This window comes from Psychrobacter sp. AOP3-A1-26, from assembly GCF_052378235.1.
In the GTDB taxonomy this organism is placed as follows: domain Bacteria; phylum Pseudomonadota; class Gammaproteobacteria; order Pseudomonadales; family Moraxellaceae; genus Psychrobacter.
This window is the reverse complement of sequence record NZ_JBQSXN010000057.1, coordinates 1-19,797: the sequence shown is the minus strand read 5'-3', so window position 1 is coordinate 19,797 and position 19,797 is coordinate 1. Positions and strand designations below refer to the sequence as shown.

Below are 19,797 nucleotides of genomic sequence, written 5' to 3'. Positions count from 1 at the left end.
AATTTGATAATAAAAATCTTACTTACCTGTTAAGGTTTAATTGATAAACTGACTTTCAATCATTAACGTAATTATCTATTCATAATAGAGAATAAAAATATGGCAGTCGATTTTAGTAACACGCTCATAGTCGCAATTTCCGCATCTGCACTTTTTGATTTAACAGAAGCAGAAAGCTATTTATTACAATTATTAGAGCAGCGCCCTATCAGCGCTATAAAAGAGTTCCGTGACTATATGGCTGAGCGTGAAAACGACTCTTTAAATATTGGTGCCGGCTACCCCTTGATCAAAGCTTTGCTCAATCTAAATAACTACTGTAATCAATGTCCTGATCCGGAATCAGATATTGAAGCGCCGTTAGTCGAAGTGGTTATTGTCTCAAAAGGTAGTCCAGATACGGGTATTCAGGTACTCAATGCGATCCGTGAACATGGGCTTAACATTTCAAGGTCAGCATTTATTTCGGGTAGCCTTGTTGCTCCTTATATCAAGGATTTTGATGTTGATCTGTTTTTAACCACCAACCGCGAAGATGCGCAGCAAGTTGTAGATGCTAATATCTGCGCTTGTGCGATACTAGACGCAACACCAGTCAATACTTATGAGTTAGACACTAAGCAGCTGCGCATTGCTTTTGATGGTGATGCTGTCTTATTTGATGACTCAGGCGAGCTGCTTTATAAGCAAAAGGGTTTGCAAGCTTTCCACGATCGGGAAGCCGAAATGCGTGATTTGCCAATAGAAAAGGGTCCGTATGCAGAATTATTAATTAAACTGTCCAAAATGCAAGAACGTCTGCCTGCAAGCTTGCATTCTTGCCCTATGAAGATTGCTTTGGTGACCGCACGCAATGCGCCTGCTGATTTACGAGCGATAAAAACGCTGCGCGATTGGGGAGTGGATCTTGACATGGCATTTTTTTTAGGTGGACTGGAAAAGACAGCGGTACTCAAAACTTTTGCACCCCATATTTTCTTTGATGATTCGGTGAAGCATATTAATGCTGCACGGGGTTTTATTCCTACTGCTTTAGTCCCTTATCATTCGACATCGCTACTACACAGCGATAGTTATTTAGTGGCTGATAAAGAGGCGGCACTGTTGGCTTTTAAACCGGTAGAACGCTCACTTTTTGTGGTGAATCATTAAAATATAGCTAAAGAATTCGGACTAAAGGAATAGGATCTTATATGAATTGGCAGCGACTGCTTAGCTTAATTATGTTACGAGTAAAACAGGTTATTGGCTTATATGCTTTTGTTTTAATACCGATGTGGGGCATGTTTTTTCTAAATGAAGTGGCATTATTCGGCATGTGGAATATCTTTGGTATTGTGCCACGTGCCTTAGATCTGGGCAGTATGATAGGGGTATTTGCGTCATGGACAATGCACGGCAATTTTTCACATCTGCTGGGTAATACTGTGACGCTGTTACAAATTTTATTTTTATTTGGACTTTTTGAAAAAAATGCATATCGTACAGTCATTAAGTTAATAGTCGCATCTGGCTTGGTGACGTGGGTAATTGGTTCACCATCGTCCATACACATTGGTGCGTCAGGGCTATGTTTTGCGATGCTCGGTTATATGATAGGTGGGGCAGTCTTCGCACGGCGTTGGGGGTATTTGTTGGCTTGTATTGTGATGGGAGCAGGGTATTGGTTGACTATTAAGCAAGGATTGATGCCGCAGCAAGGTATTTCATTTGCCGCGCATTTTGGGGGTTTATGCGCCGGCTTATTGTTAGGGGCAAACTCAAAACATACTTATACGAAAATGACTAAACGTTATTAGATGTCATCATGACGCTACTATTCCAAATATTTTTCTAGCAAAATGATTTATTATCACTATTCTATGGTTGGATATTTTTATAAATTACTCTGCTCGTCTGAACACACATTGATAAATAACGGATCATCAGTCGTTAAAGGACGCCATTTGGTTGTTTGTTTAACGTGTTCTTTGATAGTTAGTTTGCTGTTTTCTGCTGTTGGTAGTATATAGTCTGCACGCGCAGGGGCAGTACAATCGATGACCTGCGGGATTTTCTGCACACTCAAGCGTCGTTCGAACAAATATAAATCTACCAAGTAGATATCTTGGTTGTCTACTTGAGCACGGGCGTGTCCACTATCGGCGGCTATAAAGCGAAATGTTTGTGGTTTAGCGTACGACCATGGACGGAACCAAGTACTCTCTTCAGCCTTTTTAACCACGGTCACGCCTTCAGGTAGTTGAGCCACTTGCTGATCGTACCAGTTGTATTCTTGGTGTATTTGAAAGGCAAAGATACCGATAGCACCAAACAAGGGAATAAGCCATTTAGGTGCTCGCTTGCCCGCCAGTTTGCTGAGGTGAGTTATGATGAGTGCCACTCCGGCTAAGCCAAATCCAGCAGCTATAGTAGCAATAAACTCAAAAAGCATAAGAGTCGTCCTTAACGCACTGGGCGCAATTAATACCTATTCCTAAAATAAACGAACGCTATCTGGCTTACTAACTATATCAATAGTAGTACTTACGGATATTTTTCTCATTGTTTTTAATTTTAGAAACAGGTTAACAAAATAATCGTTTGTCATAAAATATATAAATAACAACGTTGGAGTAAAAAAATCACTCACAGGCAGCTGCTGCCTGTGAGTGATATATAGTAACAGAAGATACGTTATTTATACCTCACTTGGTGGCTTAGTGGTCGACTGCGCCGCCAGCCCCACGTGGAGAACGTACGCTCTCAACCAGTTCTTGGATATGTAATGGTGGTGGTGCAGTAGCATAAGAAACAGCGAATGCTACGATAAAGTTAAGTAATGCACCGACCGCACCGAATGATAATGGCGAGATACCAAATAACCAATACTCTGCTGTATCAGGGAAGTTTGCAGTACCACTGATAAAGAACCAACCTTTGAAAACAAAGATATAGAGTAAGATACTAATTAAGCCCGTCAACATACCAGCGATAGCGCCGATGCTGTTAATACGCTTAGAGAAAATACCCATCATCAATGCAGGGAACAGTGAAGCACCTGCAATACCAAAGGCTAATGCAACCACCTGTGCGGCAAATCCTGGTGGATTCATGCCCAACCATGTAGCAACAACAATCGCGATACCCATGGTGATACGTGCTACTTTTAGCTCACCTTTGTCAGTAATGTTTGGATTAAGATTCCTTTTAATCAAGTCATGACTGATTGCTGATGAGATAGCTAGTAGTAGGCCAGCTGCCGTTGATAGCGCTGCTGCCAAACCACCTGCGGCGATAAGACCAATAACCCATGGTGGTAACTGTGCAATTTCTGGGTTAGCCAATACGATGATGTCAGCGTTGACATCGAGCTCATTACCAGCCCAGCCTGCATCTGTAAAGCGGCCATCGACTTCTAGATCATGTTCAGCCTGTGCTTTGGCAACGGCTGCTGTTGCTGCTGCAACGTCGCCACCTTCAGCTTCTGCAGCTGTCAAGGCAATCTGTGCTGCACCAAGTCCGCTATCGTTGTATAGCTGGATGCGACCATCATTATTGAGGTCGTTATACTTGATGAGTCCGGTGTCTTCCCATGTTCTCATCCAATCAGGACGCTGCTCATAAGTAAGCGCAGGCTCATCAACACCTTGTGGGTAAATCGTATCGAGTAGGTTTAGACGCGCCATTGCACCTACTGCTGGAGCAGTGAAATATAGCAATGAGATAAATACCAATGTCCAACCGGCTGTCCAGCGGGCATCAGCAACTTTAGGAACGGTGAAAAAGCGAATAATAACGTGCGGTAGACCTGCTGTACCAATCATCAGTGATAAAGTAAATAGCACCATGTTTAGCTTGTTAGGTACATCAGCAGTATAAGCCGCAAAACCTAAGTCAGTAACGACCTGGTCAAGCTTGGTTAGAATAGGAACGCCAGCTTCGACATGGTTTGAGAACAAACCAAGACCTGGAATTGGATTACCAGTCAATTCGAGCGAGATGAAAACCGCAGGAATTGTATAAGCAATCATTAGAACCACATACTGTGCAACCTGCGTGTAAGTAATCCCTTTCATACCACCAAGTACGGCGTAGAAGAATACCACGATAGCAGCAATGATAAGACCTGTATCGTTCTCAACTTCTAAGAAGCGTGAGAAAGCAACACCAGCACCCGTCATCTGACCAATAACGTAAGTGGTTGATGCGATAATCAAACAGACGACTGCAATCATAGCAGCGGTTTTAGAGTAAAAGCGATCACCAATAAAGTCAGGTACGGTAAACTTACCAAACTTACGTAAGTAAGGCGCAAGTAGCATGGCTAGTAGTACATAACCACCCGTCCAACCCATCAAGTAGGTTGAAGCACCATAACCACCAGCTGCTAAGATGCCTGCCATGGAGATAAATGACGCGGCACTCATCCAGTCAGCGGCTGTTGCCATACCGTTCACAACCGGATGGACGCCACCGCCAGCAACATAGAACTCACTGGTGGTACCAGCGCGCGCCCAAATCGCAATACCGAAGTATAAAGCGAAGGACAGACCCACAAAAATAATATTAATCGTAAATTGACTCATAGGGCTATTCCTCGTCTACACCATATTGTTTATCGAGTTTATTCATACGCCAGGCGTAGAAGAAGATTAAGATGATAAATATCCCAATAGACCCTTGTTGTGCAAACCAAAAGCCTATATCAGTACCGCCGATAGCGATACCTGACAATAATGGACGTAACAAGATGCCAAAACCATAAGAGCATATTGCCCAGATGATTAGACTACCTATAATAAGACGGATATTAGCTTGCCAATAGCCGGATGTATCGTTGCGGTTCTCCATAGGACAACTCCTTTTGCCTTACATAAAAACGGGGTTACTGTTTGGAGTCTAGCAAGTCATTGTGGTTTAGCTTCTATCGCCTAGGGCGACATTGTATCTATAAAACAATTATAAAAATTGTTTTATAGACCGCTAAAGCAGAATGACCAACCAGCATTAGTAACCAAAAATTACCAATAAAATGAGTAAATTTTTGCAGTATTTTTTATAAACTAGGGGCTGTATAGAATTCAGCTAAGGAACTGACAAAGACTATTTTTTAGGCAATTCGACGCCAAAAATAGTAAGTTTAGTCATTCTAAGCGCGATAGTTTTGGCTATGAAGTGGCAAAAAATAGTCCTGTTCCTTCGGACTGATGCTAAAATCGCCCCAGACGTTGTTGTAAATCTAGCTAAGGTCTCGACATTACCTTCGATTTACGCCTAGTCTGGAATTATTTTAGCGATCAGCAGTCCTAATAGATGAATTCTATACAGCCCCTAACAGACTATAAAAAATAAACACGTACTGCCTGATACAGCGCGAACGATAAACAGTAAAAATATAATATGTAACAGTATATTTGGTTACTGAAAATTATTTACCCAAAAATAACAACTATTTTGTCAGGTATGACGCTGACCACATTGATTCAGTTTTCGCATAGAAAAAAAGAGTATATCTAGGAAGGGAGAGGGGATAGGACGGTCCGCTGTCTTTTTCACAATCTTGTCTTCCTGACAAGCGTCTTAATATTTCTGATGCTCTAGTTATTCATGCTCGTAAGCACATAGCAAATCGGTATGAATATATAAAATTTATTTATATAAAATTTATGTGAGCGTTATTCCAAACAATTCGGCATGACTTCTAATAAATACTATAAATTTATTTTTGATAAGTGCCATATCGTCAATAAAACTACTTGAATAGTACGGTAATTATCTCATTCATGCTGCTAAATTGTTACTTAATACATTCTATAGTATAAAGACTATAAGTAACATTTATTTAAGAAATAAATTTATTAAGTTGATAACCAAATATGATAATGACTAACCCTTTAATATCTATATCATGCACATGATGTTTTTATATCAAAATTTTGAGTCAGATTTTCTCGGATTTTGGTAGCTGAAAGACAATATCAATATGACATTTAAACAAGGTATAAAAAGTAATAATGAGGAGTCCGTATGAACGAGGGTGTAGTAGGTTGGCTTAATAGTATCGTAAATTATGGTGTCAGCATTATTTGGGGTAATAACGATTGGTTAATCGCTAGCAATCCATGGTATGGGTTGTTGATGTTCGTATTAATAGGCGCGGGCCTTTACTTTACAGTGGTGACCCGTTTTATTCAGTTTCGACACTTCGGTCACATGTGGCAGTTATTACGGGTTTCTAATCAGGGGCGTAAGGATGGTGGTATCAGCTCATTTGAAGCGCTGATGACCTCCCTTGCTGCTCGCGTGGGAACGGGTAACTTAGCAGGGGTTGCGATTGCTATTTATCTCGGTGGCCCAGGTGCGGTGTTCTGGATGTGGATGACTGCGCTCGTCGGCATGTCGACCAGTTTTATCGAGTCAACGTTAGCACAAGCTTATAAAGTACCGCACAATGACAATGTTTACCGCGGTGGTCCCGCTTACTATATCGAAAAAGGTCTCGGTAAGCGCTGGCTAGCGATATTTTTCTCGCTATGTTTGCTGGTGGCGTTTGGTTTGGCATTTAATGGCGTACAGTCAAATACCATCGCTCAGGCCACCAACGAAGCCTTTGGTGTGCCGACATGGATGACAGGTTTGGTGCTGGTGGTGCTGGTTGCTCCAGTAGTATTTGGTGGTTTGCGCTCAGTCGCTCGTATCGCTGGTAAAGTCGTGCCCATCATGGCGATTCTATATATCTTATTGGCATTGTTTATCATCGTGACCAATTTTAGTCAATTCCCAGCAGCGATTGCGTTGATTGTAAAATCAGCCTTTGGTTTTGAGCAAGCAGCAGGCGGGGTGATTGGTTATGGTATTGCTCAGGCAATGATTAACGGTATCAAGCGCGGTCTGTTTTCGAACGAAGCGGGTATGGGCTCAGCGCCTAATGCAGCGGCAACAGCGAAGAGCCATCCTGACCATCCAGCGGTACAAGGGTTTATGCAAATGCTGGGCGTTTTTATGGATACGCTGGTAATTTGTACGGCGACGGCATCTATTATTATTTTATCAGGCGTGGTCGATCCTAGTGTCGAGCAAGAAGGCATTCAGCTCACTCAATTAGCGCTATCACAGTATGTGGGTGATATGGGCGTCGTATTCGTGGCGATTGCTATTTTCTTCTTTTCATTCACCTCTATCATTGCCAACTATAGCTATGGCGAGTCCAATCTTGAATTTATCTCTGGTAGCAAAAACGCCAAAGTGATGATTATGGTGTTTCGCTTTATGGTGCTAGGTATGGTCTTTGTCGGTGCTATTGCCAGCTTACCTGCCATATGGAACTTCGCTGACTTATCGATGGGTCTGATGGCCTTGGTCAACTTAGTGGCTATTTTGCTATTGTCTCCTGTGGCACTGAGAATATTACGTGATTATGAGCGCCAAGTGAAAGAAGGTAAGACAGGTGAACAAATTACCTTTAATCCTGATGATTTCGTCAAGCTAAAAGACGAAGCCAATCGCGATGCATGGACGGATTAAGTTTAATTATTAAATAGATAAAGACAAAAAAAACCGCTCTTTTTAGAGCGGTTTTTTATTGTAGGCATATTATTTAAGTAACACAATCGTTGTCTTAATCATGATTTACATGTTTGGATAGTTAGGACCGCCGCCGCCTTCTGGGGTTACCCAAGTGATGTTTTGCGAAGGATCTTTGATATCACAGGTTTTACAATGCACACAGTTTTGCGCATTGATAACAAACCTAGCGCCTTCGGCATCTTTCACTACTTCATAAACGCCAGCTGGACAGAATAAACGCGCAGGCTCAGCATATAACGGTAGGTTGATTGAGATAGGCACAGTGGTATCAGTCATTTTTAAATGCGTTGGCTGATCTTCAGTATGGTTGGTATTTGAGATAAATACCGACGACAACTTATCAAACGTCAGCTTACCATCAGGCTTAGGATATTCCGGCTGATAGGCATGGTCTGCGCGCTCTAACTGGTCATAATCATGTAAGTTATCATGAATGGTCAGCGGCATTTTGCCACCCAACAAGTTTTGTTCGATAAAGTTAAACGCGCCACCCATCCATTGACCCATGCGATGCATAGCTGGGGCAAAGTTACGCCCTTCATAGTTGTCTTGATATAACCAAGATTCTTTATACATAGTAGTATAGGTCACTACTTCGTCATGTTGGCGGTCAGCTTGTAGCGCTTCAAAAATAGCTTCGGCTGCTAACATCCCTGACTTTATTGAAGTATGCGTGCCTTTGATTTTGGCAGAGTTTAAGAATCCAGCGTCGTCACCTACCAACACACCACCTGGGAAGGTGAATTTTGGTAATGAGTTTAGACCACCTTTAGTGAGTGAACGCGCCCCATAAGAAAGACGTTTACCACCTTCTAAAACGTTGCGAATGACCGGATGTAATTTTAAACGCTGCATCTCATCAAATGGTGACATGTAGGGGTTAGAGTAAGAAAGATCAATGACAACACCGAAGCTGACTTGGTTGTTTTCATCGAAGTATAACCACCAGCCACCAGAAGATCCGGTATCGCTTAGTGGCCAACCTGAGCCATGCATGACGACGCCTTGCTCATGCTTTTCGGGATCAATATCCCACAGCTCTTTAATGCCGATCGCGTAATGCTGGGGATCGCAATCTTTATCAAGGTTAAAGCGGCTGATTAGGCGCTTGCCTAAGTGACCACGAGAGCCTTCGGCAAAGATAGTATACTTAGCCAGTAATTCATAGCCGGGCTCAAAGCTTGGCTTAGCATCGCCATTTGCCGCTACACCCATATCACCAGTCAATACCCCTTTAACTGAGCCATCATCGTTATATAAGATGTCGGCAGCAGGGAAGCCTGGGAACATCATGACTTCTAGCTCTTCGGCTTGAGCCGCTAACCAACGAACGACATTACCCAATGATGCAATATAATTGCCTTCGTTGTGCATGCTGGCTGGAATAATAGAGTCCATAAGCTTGGTCGATTTAGTCGCTGACCCTAGCATGTACACGCGATCTTCAGTGACAGGGACGTTAAGCGGTGCGCCTTTAGCTTTCCAATCAGGTATCAGCTCGTCTAAGGCTCGCGGCTCCATAACTGCACCGGATAAGATATGAGCACCAAACTCAGAACCTTTTTCGACCACAGCGACCATGAATTCATCGTTGCCCGCTGCGATAGCGAGCTGACGCAGACGAATAGCAGCAGATAGCCCAGCAGGGCCACCACCAACGACGATAATATCGAATTCCATTGATTCGCGCTCAATCTCAGGCTCTAGCGCAACAGGTTCTGCTACTGGCTCTGGTGCCTTGTCGATAGTGACTTTTTCAGAGTCAGGTTCAACGATTTGTTCTTCTACAGCAACTTCTTCAGTGGCTGGTGTTTCTTTATCTAGATTCGCCTTCTCTGTCACTACTGGTGCGTCAGTATTCACAGTGTCACCATCAATGACTGGCTTTTGAGTGTCTTGCTCTTGCATACCTACTCCTAAACTTTTAGTGGCTTATCTCAGGGCATCATTAGCTTAACAATTGAATAATAAACTTGCAGCGCTAACTTCACTCAGACATATGGCTGCCCGATAAAAACTGTCTTTGCGGCATTAGTTGACCACGTTACTGTCGAAATCTCTGTATTCAATGTATTCAAAGATATCAACGCATACGTAAAATCTGTCATTAATACAACACCTAATTGACCATTTTAATAAAAAATCGTTACTCATTATAAAAGAAAAGTCCTACAAACACGATACGCATTTATAAGTATCAGTGTTAAGGTAAGATTGAGATAATGAGGGTGCTAAGATGATATGGTTTCATCATACCCGAAACTAAAATTTATAGTAACGTTAGATTTACCAAACTTTGAATATTAAGTTTTAATACTAAGTCAGAGGTTATGTGATGAATAACAATAACAACAATACGATCAAAAATAATGAAAGTGGTGCTGAAACCCCAAGTAGCGTGTCATCTGCCCCAAATGATATAGAGGCCCTCAGCCAATATTTAAAATCTACCGCTGGCAAACGGGAAGGTCGTAGCATACCACCATTAGAGAAGTGGCATCCTGAAAACAGTGCTGATATGGATCTAGTCATAAAAGCCAATGGAGAGTGGTGGCATGAAGGTGGGCATATGACCCGCGAGTCATTGGTCAGCTTGTTTGCCACTATATTATGGAAAGAGGACAATAACGGCGTCACCGAGTATTTTTTAAAGACACCAGTACAAAAGCTGCGTATTCAAGTCGAAGATGCGCCCTTGTTGATTAATGATGTGGGCATTGTCAATGAAAATGAGACGAGTTGGTTGGAGTTTACCACGACGACTGGCGATGTGGTACGTTTAGATGATGAGCACCCCATTACATTAAAGGCGTATAATCCTAAAGACAATGACACGAACCAAACGCTCGCTGGGGTAGGCAATACAAGCAATCAAAACGTAGCAACCGAAAAACAGATACGTCCTTACATGGCGGTTAGAAATAGTTTGACCGCACTTATCGGACGCAACACTTTTTATCATTTGACTGAAATTGGTGAATTGACAGAGCAAGATGGTGAGACGATACTCACTTTGCAAAGTGGTGGGAAACACTACCAGTTATCAATGCCAACCAGCTAATAACCCATCTAGCATTTGCCAAAATGCAGCGATATTAAAATACAGCGATATTAAAATAAATGGTATCAAAATAATGACAGGTCTATCAGGATGGCGGTAACAGAACGATGAATATTGCCGCAAAAAAAGTGGTTAGTGAGATGCAAACCCAACCAGCCGCTTTTACTAGCAACGCTTTTGATAAAGCGGTGGTTAATAACAATCGCAGTGCCCCCATCGGCTTGTTTGATTCGGGTGTCGGTGGCCTCTCCGTTTACCTACATTTAGCGCAGCAGCTTCCTACTGAGCGCTATGTTTATTATGCCGATACGTTAAATGTGCCTTATGGCAATCGCGACAGTGCAGATATCGAAGCCTTGACTTTGATAGCAGTAGAATGGTTGTATCAGCAGGGCTGTAAGCTGATTGTCATCGCTTGCAATAGCGCCTCAGCTTATGCTTTGGAGGCCGCAAGGCGCAGTTATCCGCAGCTGCCTATTGTCGGTTTGGTGCCTGCATTGAAACCCGCGATATTGGCCAGTCAAAGTGGTCGTGTGGCTGTGTTAGCAACCAAGGCAACGTTGAATGGAGTATTGCTTAATGACGTCATCACCAACTTTGCCCATCCTAACGGTACGATAGTGACAAAGTATTTTGATCCAAACTTGGTACCGTGGGTAGAGGCAGGGATGCCAGAACAAGATGCTACGGCCCGACTTATACGCCAGAAATTACAAGCATTTGCAAGTGATGGCGTCGATCAATTGGTACTCGGCTGTACGCACTATCCGTTTTTTAAAGCGTTTTTATTGAGTGAGATTACACAGCAGCAATTATCGATGCAGATCGTCGACTCAGGACAGGCAATTGCTGAACGGGTTAAGCAACTATTAGTCATAAATAAGCTGTCTGCACTGAATGAAAGCGGGACAAATAGCGGGCACTCAAAATTAATCAGCCCGACAAAGGTAGATTCTCGAATACCATTGGTTTTTTATGCAACCAAACATGATGAGAGACTTAGCGCTTTAGTGGAGGGTCTACTGGGCAAACAGACAATATTGCAATACTATTCTGATTGGTCTGGTTAGATATTGCCGAATACCCTTAATGGCAATATGGAGACCATAATCTTGCACGATGTTGCTATAATGATAATAAATTAAGCCCAGCCTTATAAGTTTGTGCTAGGCTGTGCAAAATAAGATATTTGTGCTTTTTTATATCATTCCCTTTTATGTGATGACCTAAGTTTAGGGGTAATTGTGCCAAACCGTCGCTATCATATTCATGTCATATGCGCTGACAACGACCAATTGCTTGTTTTGGATAGCTTAGCGATATTTTTTCAGGCGCGGGCGTTCTTAACCTATGACGTATCGAGCCAGTTGCCAAAAGCATCGTTATATGGTCGACAGTGTATAGATGCGTGTGATTATGTATTAATGGTCGTCGGCGACAGCTATGGTACGGTGCAAAAAAACGGTGTCAGTCAAATGCATTTGAGCTATTTGAATGCCAAAGCCAAGCTCAAACCTTTACTCATATTGGTTAAAAGTCATCATCAAGATGCTAATATCAGTCGTCAGTTGCAAGAGTTTGTTAAGTCAGTGACTCGGCAAAACAGTCAAATATATTATTATGATACCGTAGTTGATATCGAAAAACTGCTCGTACAAGCTTATTATAATACGGTGGGCAATCATGTCGTAAATGGTGGCTGGATAAGAGTCAGTGAGGAGATGATTAAATTTAGTAAGCAAACTGTCTCTGAAAGATTGTCTGACCTAATATCCAACCATAAAACGTTTACAAAAGAAGCGCCAGTGGTTGAGGAACGGGTAGTAGATAATATCAGTAACCCACTGGTACTGACCGAAACCTTTGATATTCAGTATAGCGCTCATGCTTATGAAGGTGGGAATTTAACGACTGTCACTCGGTCAATGACATTAACGTGGAAAGAGGTACTGATCGCTTTGATGAAAACACCAGCGACTTTTACTAGCTATGGTTTACATAATACCTTCAATCGCTTGATCGTCTCAAGAGCAGAGCAGGATATAAAACAAGATATGCCAAATGTTCATGCTGTCTCACGCTGTCAAATCTCCCAAGAGTCTTTGAACCATTTACAGCGCCAGTTGGTTAGCGCCAATTGGATACAATTAACGACCTACGGTACTCGAGTATCACAAGAGCTTTGGAAGCTTACTTTTTATGCAAAAAATTTATTTAAAGATGAATGCCCTAAAACCCAATAAGTAGCAATCCTCGCAAGCCATCAATTTCACCGATATCTCGAAATACTTATCACCATATATTTTATAGTCATTATATTCACCATGATGACTACGTTTTGTAATACAAAGCATACGCGTCAACGGTTGTGAATTGGCTCAATACTCGTGATAATGACACTATAGACAAAGAGTATTATAAATAAAAAATGATATTTGACCCATCGTTGAGCTTAAAATTAAAAATGTACCAACCGTAATATATTTATAATAATGGTTAATTAAGGAGAGCCTATAATGAGTAACTCTAAAAATGATGAATTAAGAAGTGAACTGGATAGCTTAGAAAAGTCTATGCACGATGCCAATCAGTTTCATACGTTGGAAGAACAAGTAGCCGATATGAAGCGTCGCGGTATCGATCCTAGCAAAGCCTATAAAGATTTGGATAGAAAAGAAGAAGATGCAGATTGGGGCGATGCCACTTGGAAAGAGAATGGTAAATGGAAGCCAAAAACGCCAGCCGACTTAGATGATAAAGCGCGTGAGAACTGGGATGGGGATAATGGCAAACCAAATCCACCACCTATCGTTTAAGTTTTTTAAAATATTGGGTTGTTCAAATAGATAATATAAGCCCATAAAATACAAGCACAAACAAAAGCCACGCTATTATTAGCGTGGCTTTTGTTTGCTATAAAGCAGTTTGAATTATGAACCCTCATCGATACGGATGAGCTTTACAGCACCATCAGCGTCGGTGACACGGCGATATCGCGTGTTACCAGAAGTGGATGGTTGAGTAGCAGAGGGTTGTGTTGAATTACTATTAGGAGTGCTAGTTTGCTGTTGAATAAGCTGCCCCATACGGTCGGCAGGAGCAGGGTTTAAGGGTTGGCTATTCGATGGCTGCTGGTATTGATTGCCGGACTGGCCTCTATTAGGTGTCGAATTGCCAATAATGGCGCGATAGAAGTTCTGTCCTGCGCGACCATCAGCAGGAGAGATACCCTTACTGGTTTGGTATTGCTGGATAGCCGTACGGGTATTGTCACCAATGATGCCGTCGACATCGCCAATATCGTAACCAGCGTCCAATAATGCTTGTTGAATATCTTTGGCTTGCTGACGGCTGATACCAGGATCGTCTGTTGGCCAAGCAGTCATAAAGTCAGTTTTGCTGCTGTCCTCACGGGTGATTAAATCTGATAAATGGGCGATTGCCAGCGCATAATTTTCTGAAGCGTTGTATGAATAAAACGTATCGAAGTTTTTACCCACCAAAAAAGCAGGGCCATCTTTGCCAGCAGGCAACATTAAGCCCGCACTATTTAAATCATAAGGCAGAGGACTGCCATTGGCTAAGGTCAAACCTTGATTGCGCCAGTGGCTCATCGATTTTTTGTCTTTGCGGTTGGAAGCTGCCCAAAATCCACTGGGCAATTTAACTTCATAACCCCATGGCTCACCAGTTCGATAACCACGATTGTCCAAGAAATTGGCGGTAGAGGCCAATGCATCGGGCACGCTATTGACTAAGTCGCGACGACCATCACCATCGAAATCTACTGCCAGCTCTAAAAAGGTACTGGGCATGAACTGGGTTTGTCCGAAAGCACCTGCCCACGAGCCTGTCATATCACTGGGTGCGATGTCACCTTTTTGGACGATTTTTAAAGCATTGGCGTATTCGCCTTGGAAATAGCTTTGACGACGATCAAAACAAGACAACGTCGCTAGAGACTCAAACAAGGGCTTTTTACCCAAGGTTTGCCCGAAGTTTGACTCCACGCCCCAAACCCCTAATACGTGCTCAGCCTTTACTCCGTAACGCGATTCAATTTTACGTAGCGTATCGCTCCATTGATGCTTGGCACGGATACCATCTTCGACACGCTCTTTGTCAACCAGTGATGAGAGGTAATCCCAGACATCCTTTTGAAACTCTGGCTGATAGTTTAACGATTGAATCACGCTAGGGTCTGGCTCGCTTGGACGGTAGTTATTAAAAGTGAAACTGTCGACACCACGAAATTTACTAGAGTTTTTTAGACCATCTAGACATTGTTGAAACTCGCTATTGGATAGATTAGGTGCTGGTGGCTTAGCGGCTTGGGCGGAGCTAGCAAAACTTAGCCCAACAGCAAAGCTAAGTAGCGATAAAGTAGAAACTGGAGTCAAACGCATGACAATATCCTATAAACGTCAAAGTGGTCATTAAAGAGGGAAGCAAAGCTGATTGGTGCAGTATGGACTTAGAGTAACCAATCTAAATAGTAAAGAAAAGGTATCGCAGCACTCAGTTACTATAAATTGACGCTGGCGTGAGGTTAGAAGAGGTTTTTGGCGGCTTGACGCGTCAGATTGTCTCAGCTGAGGTTAATGGTTTTATATTAATCACAAAAAACTACTCCCCCAAAACTCTATCTAACTCTTCAATAAAATCATGAATACGCGCAGCATTTTTACCCAAATCGCTCCCGCCAACTCGTGATTTACTACGGATATCGACCAGACGCTCGTTACCATTATCAGTAATACGCACGACAACATCATCTTTAAAGCCAAACCAGAAAGTGGTGTCCGTTGCTTCAGCAATCCCTTTGTCGGCATCAATATTTATCAGTTCCCAACCTAGATTATCGATGGCTTGTTTGGTTGCTTCGACCAGCTCAGACTTTGATTGAGGATAATCTAAGGTTTGTAGTTCGGGATAGCCTTGACGTTGTTGCTCGGCAGCCTCTTCACCCGCATACTCAGCTGGGTTTGGGGCGTCAGCACGTAGTGGGGCAATAGCCAAAAACTCAGGTGGGTTCACCAAATCAGTTGAAATATCATGAATGGGTGGTACGTTTTTGGCTGTATTCAACATACTAAGCGGGATAGCGATCGCAATGATAGAAAGTATGAGGGCTGTCAACGTGCTATTAAGTCTCACTGTGTCACGTTTAAATAAAAACTGTATACCTAACAGGATGAGGGCGGCAATACCCACAAGTACGCCAACTGTAAAGCCTGTAAACGCCGTAGCCAAGTCAAAAAATTCAAACTTATAGAGAGGGCCTGGCAGTATGACTAGTAGAATAGCGATAAAGCTCATTAGAGTGACTAAAATTCGCATTCGATTGCTCCGTTGCTATTCATTGACGGCTTAAGTGTTTTTAATCATAGCCTATTTATTAGCATTCAATAGCCAAACATGCTCCGTTACAGCCATATTTGGTGCGGCATTCAAGGTTGAGGGCTGACCTTCAATCTCCGTTATTTGGTAGTGACTACTATAGTACTGTTGAACTTGCTTGCTACTAATTGAGAAAGGCGGCCCTGCTCGTTCATTTTGGTCGTAATGCAGTGTTAATAACAGTTGAGCAGCGTTTTGGCTGAGCGTGCATATTTGCTCGCTATATATCGGGCGCATATCAGGTGGCATGGCGATTAATGCGGCTCGATCATACACCGCATCAACGTGACCAATATCGTGAGGTGTCAGCTCAAAAATATCAGCAACCCATAGCTTTATGGTTTGATTTAATCGTTGGCCTTGATAGCATTTGATATCTGGATTATCAGCATGTTCTTTTATTGTGTACGGGATATTTTGCTCAATGAAAAATTCTTTTATCGCTGATTCAACTAATTCAGCACCAACGACATTATAGCCTTGGTCTAATAGCCAAACCATATCGATTGATTTGCCGCATAGCGGTATAAAAACACAGCTTTCACTCGATAATGCTAACCTTTCAAAATATTTAATTAATTTTGGATTGATTTGAGACTGGTTAAAGCCGATACGCTTTTCTTGCCAACGTAATTGCCAAAATTCGGGATTCATGACCTTAGCCTTTATTTATCAGGTTTAATGTTATTCTTTACTTTGAACTTATTATCATAACCTGTTGTTCAATGTTGTCAAAGGCATTAAAAAGGCCAAACACTCTTATAATGAGCGTTTGGCTTTTATTAAGCACTAGGTTAGGAACTTATAGTCGGTTCTAAATAAAAAAGATACGTTATGGTATGACGCGGAACTGGTATAAATTTTTCTTGCTTGCTGTGTCTACGCTGACAGAGGCTGAAAAAAATGTATACCAGTCCCACTGTAGCGCTTTTATATTGAACTTATTAGATTTTAAACGAATAAACTCCTAATCCATATACTGTTTAGCTCACCATATACTGACTAAACTCTTTACGCAGTTTGGCAAGTTTTGGTGGTATGGAAAAGTTACAATAAGCTTGACCTGGGTTTCTATTAAAGAAATCCTGATGTGTTTCTTCGGCCTTATAAAACTCGGCAGCAGGGTGGACTTCGGTGACCACATTGACCCCCATATCGCGTAATTTCTTAATCGTACGATCGACGGTTGGCTTCTGCGCTTCCTCGGTATAGAACACCACGCTGCGGTATTGGCTACCGACATCATTACCCTGACGATCCATGGTAGTGGGGTCGTGAGTGGCAAAGAAGACATCGAGTATCACTTCTAATGGGACAGTCGTTTCATCGAATTCAATTTTGATGACTTCAACGTGGCCCGTATCGCCGCTACAGACCGCTTCATAATTGGCAGAAACGGCATCACCGCCCATGTAACCTGATATCACAGATTGCACGCCTTTCACCGATAAAAACACGGATTCGGTGCACCAAAAGCAGCCACCGCCTAATACAATAGTTTGCATAATTGTTCCTATTTTTATAATTACAGAGTACGCGCCAAGCAATTTTTACTTAGCGATATACATTTAGCTTAGCAGGGCATCTGGCCGCGATAAGTAACAAACAGTAATGTTATAATGGGCTTTTGCTACGCTATGTCGCCTTAATAGTGTTAATTAAAATCATTAACCACTTCATAATTTAAGTTCTACTATCCAAAAATGAGTCACACCATGAGCCAATCTAAGCCCGCTACTGTTAAACATGACACCCTATTTACCACACCGCTCGATAAAGCGGCTCGCTTTTCCTTTGATGAGCAAGTTGTGGCTTGTTTCCCCGATATGATTCGTCGCAGTGTCCCCGGGTATGGTCAAGTGCTGGCAATGCTGCCCATATTTGCCCGTCGTCATTGTAAGTATCGCCAGCAAGATGATAATGGTCAGCGTGTCAGCCGTATTTATGATTTGGGCTGTTCGCTGGGTGCGGCAAGCATGACGCTCGCTGGCGAGTTCGAGTCGCAAGATTTGCAGATTAAAGCCATTGATATTTCACCAGCGATGACTACTGAAGCGACTACTTTACTAGAGGATAATTATCCTGAACATGATATTGAAGTGATGACTGCGGATATTCGCGATATTGAGCTTGAACCGTGCGATATGGTGATTTTAAATTTAACCTTACAGTTTTTACCCGCTGCCGATAGGGTGGCGGTATTAGAGAAAATTTACGCGGCATTAAGTGAGGGCGGCATACTGGTAGTAACGGAGAAAACTCACGCTTTTGATGAGCAATACGATGCGTGGCTGGTTGAGCGTTATTATGATTTTAAACGTGCCAACGGTTATACTGAAATGGAAATCAGTGGCAAGCGTAACGCGCTAGAAAACGTCCTTATTACTGATACTTTAGCTCAGCACCATACGCGTTTGTCAGATGTTGGTTTTCAGCGTCATTTAACGTGGTTTCAGTTTTTAAACTTTGTCTCTATTGTGGCGTTTAAATAAGGTTTATGTCGGGAGCCAATCTCGCTTTTTCTTGCCACTATGTATCGTGGTTTGGGTTATGCTTTTTGTAGGGTGCGCAAAGCTCACCAATTCAAAGACATAATTATTTATCGGTGCGCAAGGTGCACCCTACGTCTACTATTTTTGATCAATATGGTAATCCGTCTTTATGCTTAACGACACTATTATTCACGCCGAGCGCGAACTGTACTTAACTTTATTGACGCTTGCTCAAACGCATCCAAGCGCTTATGAGTGGCTTACAAAACTACCCACTTGGTTAAATGACATTAAAGATAAAGCCAACTACGCCCATGCGCCTGCTTATCAAGCATCGGTCGCTCGTTTGCCAACACCGAACGTCGATAATGTCGATCTGGACGGTGATGTATTGACGATTAATACGCCGCTTACTGATTCTGAACGTAAACAAACAGTTGCGCTATTAAAGCAACTCATGCCATGGCGCAAAGGGCCTTTTCAAATTGGTAGTAGCCAAAATAAAGAAACGCAAGCCGAGCCAATTTTCATCGACACCGAATGGCATAGTGATTGGAAGTGGCAACGAGTGGCACCGCATTTAAGCACATTAAAAGGTCGGCGTGTATTGGATGTCGGTGGCGGCTCCGGTTATCATGGCTGGCGTATGGCAGGAGCAGGGGCGGACACGGTTATTATTATTGATCCGTCATGCCTATTTTACCATCAGTTTATGGCGATTCGTCATTTCGTCGGGGCAGCAGATGCTCATGAGACAGGTCGTTATCGTACCCATTATATTCCCGTGCCACTCGAAGCATTGCCTGAGCATAGCCAGTTATTTGATACGGTGTTCAGTATGGGTGTGCTCTATCATCGCCAGTCGCCCTTTGAGCATCTGCAACAGCTGAAAGGACAATTAATAAAAGGTGGCGAGCTGGTGCTTGAGACTCTGGTTATTGAAGGTGATGCCAATACCGTACTTGTCCCTCATGACCGTTATGCGCAGATGAATAACGTATACTTTTTGCCATCGGTGGCGGCATTGATTGGCTGGCTAGAAAAAGCTGGGTTTACAGAGGTGCGCTGTGTCGATGTCGCTGTGACCTCGACTGAGGAGCAGCGTAAAACCGAGTGGATGACCTATCATTCGTTAGCAGATTTCTTAAATCCTAATGATTCAACAAAGACCATTGAAGGCTATCCAGCTCCCATGCGTGCGACCTTGATTGCCAGAAAATAGCATTTATGACGGTAGGCGGTCATAAAAACAAGGAAGAGACATTATGAAAACAA

General features: G+C 42.6%; 17 protein-coding genes. 9 read left to right on the top strand and 8 right to left on the bottom strand.

Translation table 11 applies throughout. From position 1 onward, the window contains the following. Nucleotides 1-99 precede the first annotated feature (99 nt). Together ACT3TU_RS09915 and ACT3TU_RS09910 are read left to right on the top strand one after the other, a co-directional pair. Nucleotides 100-1,152: a 5'-nucleotidase gene (locus ACT3TU_RS09915; RefSeq protein ID WP_192524134.1), complete on the top strand. Its 1,053-nt coding sequence runs from the start codon at nucleotides 100-102 to the stop codon at nucleotides 1,150-1,152. Nucleotides 1,153-1,193: 41 nt separating this feature from the next. Continuing rightward, nucleotides 1,194-1,799: a rhomboid family intramembrane serine protease gene (locus ACT3TU_RS09910; protein ID WP_192524133.1), complete on the top strand. Its 606-nt coding sequence runs from the start codon at nucleotides 1,194-1,196 to the stop codon at nucleotides 1,797-1,799. A 77-nt stretch (nucleotides 1,800-1,876) separates the two neighbouring features. On the opposite strand, the gene ACT3TU_RS09905 is transcribed toward ACT3TU_RS09910, so the two are convergent. The 3 genes from ACT3TU_RS09905 to ACT3TU_RS09895 form a co-directional block, all read right to left on the bottom strand. Beyond that, nucleotides 1,877-2,434 (bottom strand): hypothetical protein, encoded by a 558-nt coding sequence (locus ACT3TU_RS09905; protein ID WP_192524132.1) that lies wholly within the window; start codon nucleotides 2,432-2,434, stop codon nucleotides 1,877-1,879. A 265-nt stretch (nucleotides 2,435-2,699) separates the two neighbouring features. Next, nucleotides 2,700-4,568, bottom strand: a complete 1,869-nt coding sequence (locus ACT3TU_RS09900) for a sodium:solute symporter family protein (protein ID WP_192524131.1) — start codon at nucleotides 4,566-4,568, stop codon at nucleotides 2,700-2,702. Nucleotides 4,569-4,572: 4 nt separating this feature from the next. Then, a complete protein-coding gene (locus tag ACT3TU_RS09895) occupies nucleotides 4,573-4,833 on the bottom strand; it encodes a DUF4212 domain-containing protein (protein ID WP_192524130.1) in 261 nt (86 codons plus the stop codon). A gap of 1,176 nt (nucleotides 4,834-6,009) precedes the next feature. Here ACT3TU_RS09895 and ACT3TU_RS09890 point away from each other — a divergent pair. Next, on the top strand, nucleotides 6,010-7,506 hold the full coding sequence (locus ACT3TU_RS09890) for an alanine/glycine:cation symporter family protein (RefSeq protein WP_192524129.1): 1,497 nt from the start codon (nucleotides 6,010-6,012) through the stop codon (nucleotides 7,504-7,506). Between the two features lie 105 nt (nucleotides 7,507-7,611). Here ACT3TU_RS09890 and ACT3TU_RS09885 read toward each other — a convergent pair whose 3' ends face one another. Next, a complete protein-coding gene (locus tag ACT3TU_RS09885; protein ID WP_192524135.1) occupies nucleotides 7,612-9,249 on the bottom strand; it encodes an electron transfer flavoprotein-ubiquinone oxidoreductase in 1,638 nt (545 codons plus the stop codon). Nucleotides 9,250-9,904: 655 nt separating this feature from the next. On the opposite strand from ACT3TU_RS09885, the gene ACT3TU_RS09880 reads away from it, so the two are divergent. From ACT3TU_RS09880 to ACT3TU_RS09865, 4 genes are all read left to right on the top strand, one after another. After that, a complete protein-coding gene (locus ACT3TU_RS09880) occupies nucleotides 9,905-10,630 on the top strand; it encodes a DUF1285 domain-containing protein (protein ID WP_192524128.1) in 726 nt (241 codons plus the stop codon). Nucleotides 10,631-10,737: 107 nt separating this feature from the next. Next, a complete protein-coding gene (gene murI / locus ACT3TU_RS09875; protein ID WP_192524127.1) occupies nucleotides 10,738-11,700 on the top strand; it encodes a glutamate racemase in 963 nt (320 codons plus the stop codon). 174 nt (nucleotides 11,701-11,874) lie between these two features. Further along, the gene (locus ACT3TU_RS09870) at nucleotides 11,875-12,873 is read left to right on the top strand and encodes a DUF4062 domain-containing protein (RefSeq protein WP_192524126.1); all 999 of its coding nucleotides are present in this window, start codon (nucleotides 11,875-11,877) and stop codon (nucleotides 12,871-12,873) included. 273 nt (nucleotides 12,874-13,146) lie between these two features. Next, complete coding sequence (locus ACT3TU_RS09865; protein WP_192524125.1) at nucleotides 13,147-13,446, top strand: hypothetical protein; 300 nt, start codon at nucleotides 13,147-13,149, stop codon at nucleotides 13,444-13,446. 114 nt (nucleotides 13,447-13,560) lie between these two features. Here ACT3TU_RS09865 and ACT3TU_RS09860 read toward each other — a convergent pair whose 3' ends face one another. The 4 genes from ACT3TU_RS09860 to msrA form a co-directional block, all read right to left on the bottom strand. Beyond that, complete coding sequence (locus ACT3TU_RS09860) at nucleotides 13,561-15,036, bottom strand: lytic murein transglycosylase (RefSeq protein ID WP_192524124.1); 1,476 nt, start codon at nucleotides 15,034-15,036, stop codon at nucleotides 13,561-13,563. Between the two features lie 220 nt (nucleotides 15,037-15,256). After that, nucleotides 15,257-15,970 carry a DUF1499 domain-containing protein gene (locus tag ACT3TU_RS09855; protein ID WP_192524123.1) on the bottom strand — a complete coding sequence of 238 codons (714 nt, stop codon included), beginning with the start codon at nucleotides 15,968-15,970 and terminating at the stop codon, nucleotides 15,257-15,259. A 51-nt stretch (nucleotides 15,971-16,021) separates the two neighbouring features. After that, entirely contained in the window at nucleotides 16,022-16,684 is a 663-nt protein-coding gene (gene tmpT / locus ACT3TU_RS09850) for a thiopurine S-methyltransferase (RefSeq protein WP_192524122.1), read from the bottom strand. 329 nt (nucleotides 16,685-17,013) lie between these two features. Next, entirely contained in the window at nucleotides 17,014-17,535 is a 522-nt protein-coding gene (msrA, locus tag ACT3TU_RS09845) for a peptide-methionine (S)-S-oxide reductase MsrA (protein ID WP_192524121.1), read from the bottom strand. A gap of 198 nt (nucleotides 17,536-17,733) precedes the next feature. On the opposite strand from msrA, the gene cmoA reads away from it, so the two are divergent. Together cmoA and cmoB are read left to right on the top strand one after the other, a co-directional pair. Then, nucleotides 17,734-18,522: a carboxy-S-adenosyl-L-methionine synthase CmoA gene (cmoA, locus tag ACT3TU_RS09840; RefSeq protein ID WP_192524120.1), complete on the top strand. Its 789-nt coding sequence runs from the start codon at nucleotides 17,734-17,736 to the stop codon at nucleotides 18,520-18,522. A 169-nt stretch (nucleotides 18,523-18,691) separates the two neighbouring features. Next, nucleotides 18,692-19,744 carry a tRNA 5-methoxyuridine(34)/uridine 5-oxyacetic acid(34) synthase CmoB gene (gene cmoB / locus ACT3TU_RS09835; RefSeq protein WP_192524119.1) on the top strand — a complete coding sequence of 351 codons (1,053 nt, stop codon included), beginning with the start codon at nucleotides 18,692-18,694 and terminating at the stop codon, nucleotides 19,742-19,744. Nucleotides 19,745-19,797: the final 53 nt, after the last annotated feature.

Coding starts and splice junctions, on each gene's coding strand:
- cmoA (WP_192524120.1), top strand. CDS start 17,734: ATGAGTCACACCATGAGCCAATCTAAGCCCGCTACTGTTAAACATGAC.
- ACT3TU_RS09890 (WP_192524129.1), top strand. CDS start 6,010: ATGAACGAGGGTGTAGTAGGTTGGCTTAATAGTATCGTAAATTATGGT.
- murI (WP_192524127.1), top strand. CDS start 10,738: ATGAATATTGCCGCAAAAAAAGTGGTTAGTGAGATGCAAACCCAACCA.
- ACT3TU_RS09900 (WP_192524131.1), bottom strand. CDS start 4,568: ATGAGTCAATTTACGATTAATATTATTTTTGTGGGTCTGTCCTTCGCT.
- ACT3TU_RS09860 (WP_192524124.1), bottom strand. CDS start 15,036: ATGCGTTTGACTCCAGTTTCTACTTTATCGCTACTTAGCTTTGCTGTT.
- ACT3TU_RS09885 (WP_192524135.1), bottom strand. CDS start 9,249: ATGGAATTCGATATTATCGTCGTTGGTGGTGGCCCTGCTGGGCTATCT.
- tmpT (WP_192524122.1), bottom strand. CDS start 16,684: ATGAATCCCGAATTTTGGCAATTACGTTGGCAAGAAAAGCGTATCGGC.
- ACT3TU_RS09895 (WP_192524130.1), bottom strand. CDS start 4,833: ATGGAGAACCGCAACGATACATCCGGCTATTGGCAAGCTAATATCCGT.
- ACT3TU_RS09865 (WP_192524125.1), top strand. CDS start 13,147: ATGAGTAACTCTAAAAATGATGAATTAAGAAGTGAACTGGATAGCTTA.
- cmoB (WP_192524119.1), top strand. CDS start 18,692: ATGCTTAACGACACTATTATTCACGCCGAGCGCGAACTGTACTTAACT.
- ACT3TU_RS09855 (WP_192524123.1), bottom strand. CDS start 15,970: ATGCGAATTTTAGTCACTCTAATGAGCTTTATCGCTATTCTACTAGTC.
- ACT3TU_RS09910 (WP_192524133.1), top strand. CDS start 1,194: ATGAATTGGCAGCGACTGCTTAGCTTAATTATGTTACGAGTAAAACAG.
- ACT3TU_RS09905 (WP_192524132.1), bottom strand. CDS start 2,434: ATGCTTTTTGAGTTTATTGCTACTATAGCTGCTGGATTTGGCTTAGCC.
- msrA (WP_192524121.1), bottom strand. CDS start 17,535: ATGCAAACTATTGTATTAGGCGGTGGCTGCTTTTGGTGCACCGAATCC.
- ACT3TU_RS09915 (WP_192524134.1), top strand. CDS start 100: ATGGCAGTCGATTTTAGTAACACGCTCATAGTCGCAATTTCCGCATCT.
- ACT3TU_RS09880 (WP_192524128.1), top strand. CDS start 9,905: ATGAATAACAATAACAACAATACGATCAAAAATAATGAAAGTGGTGCT.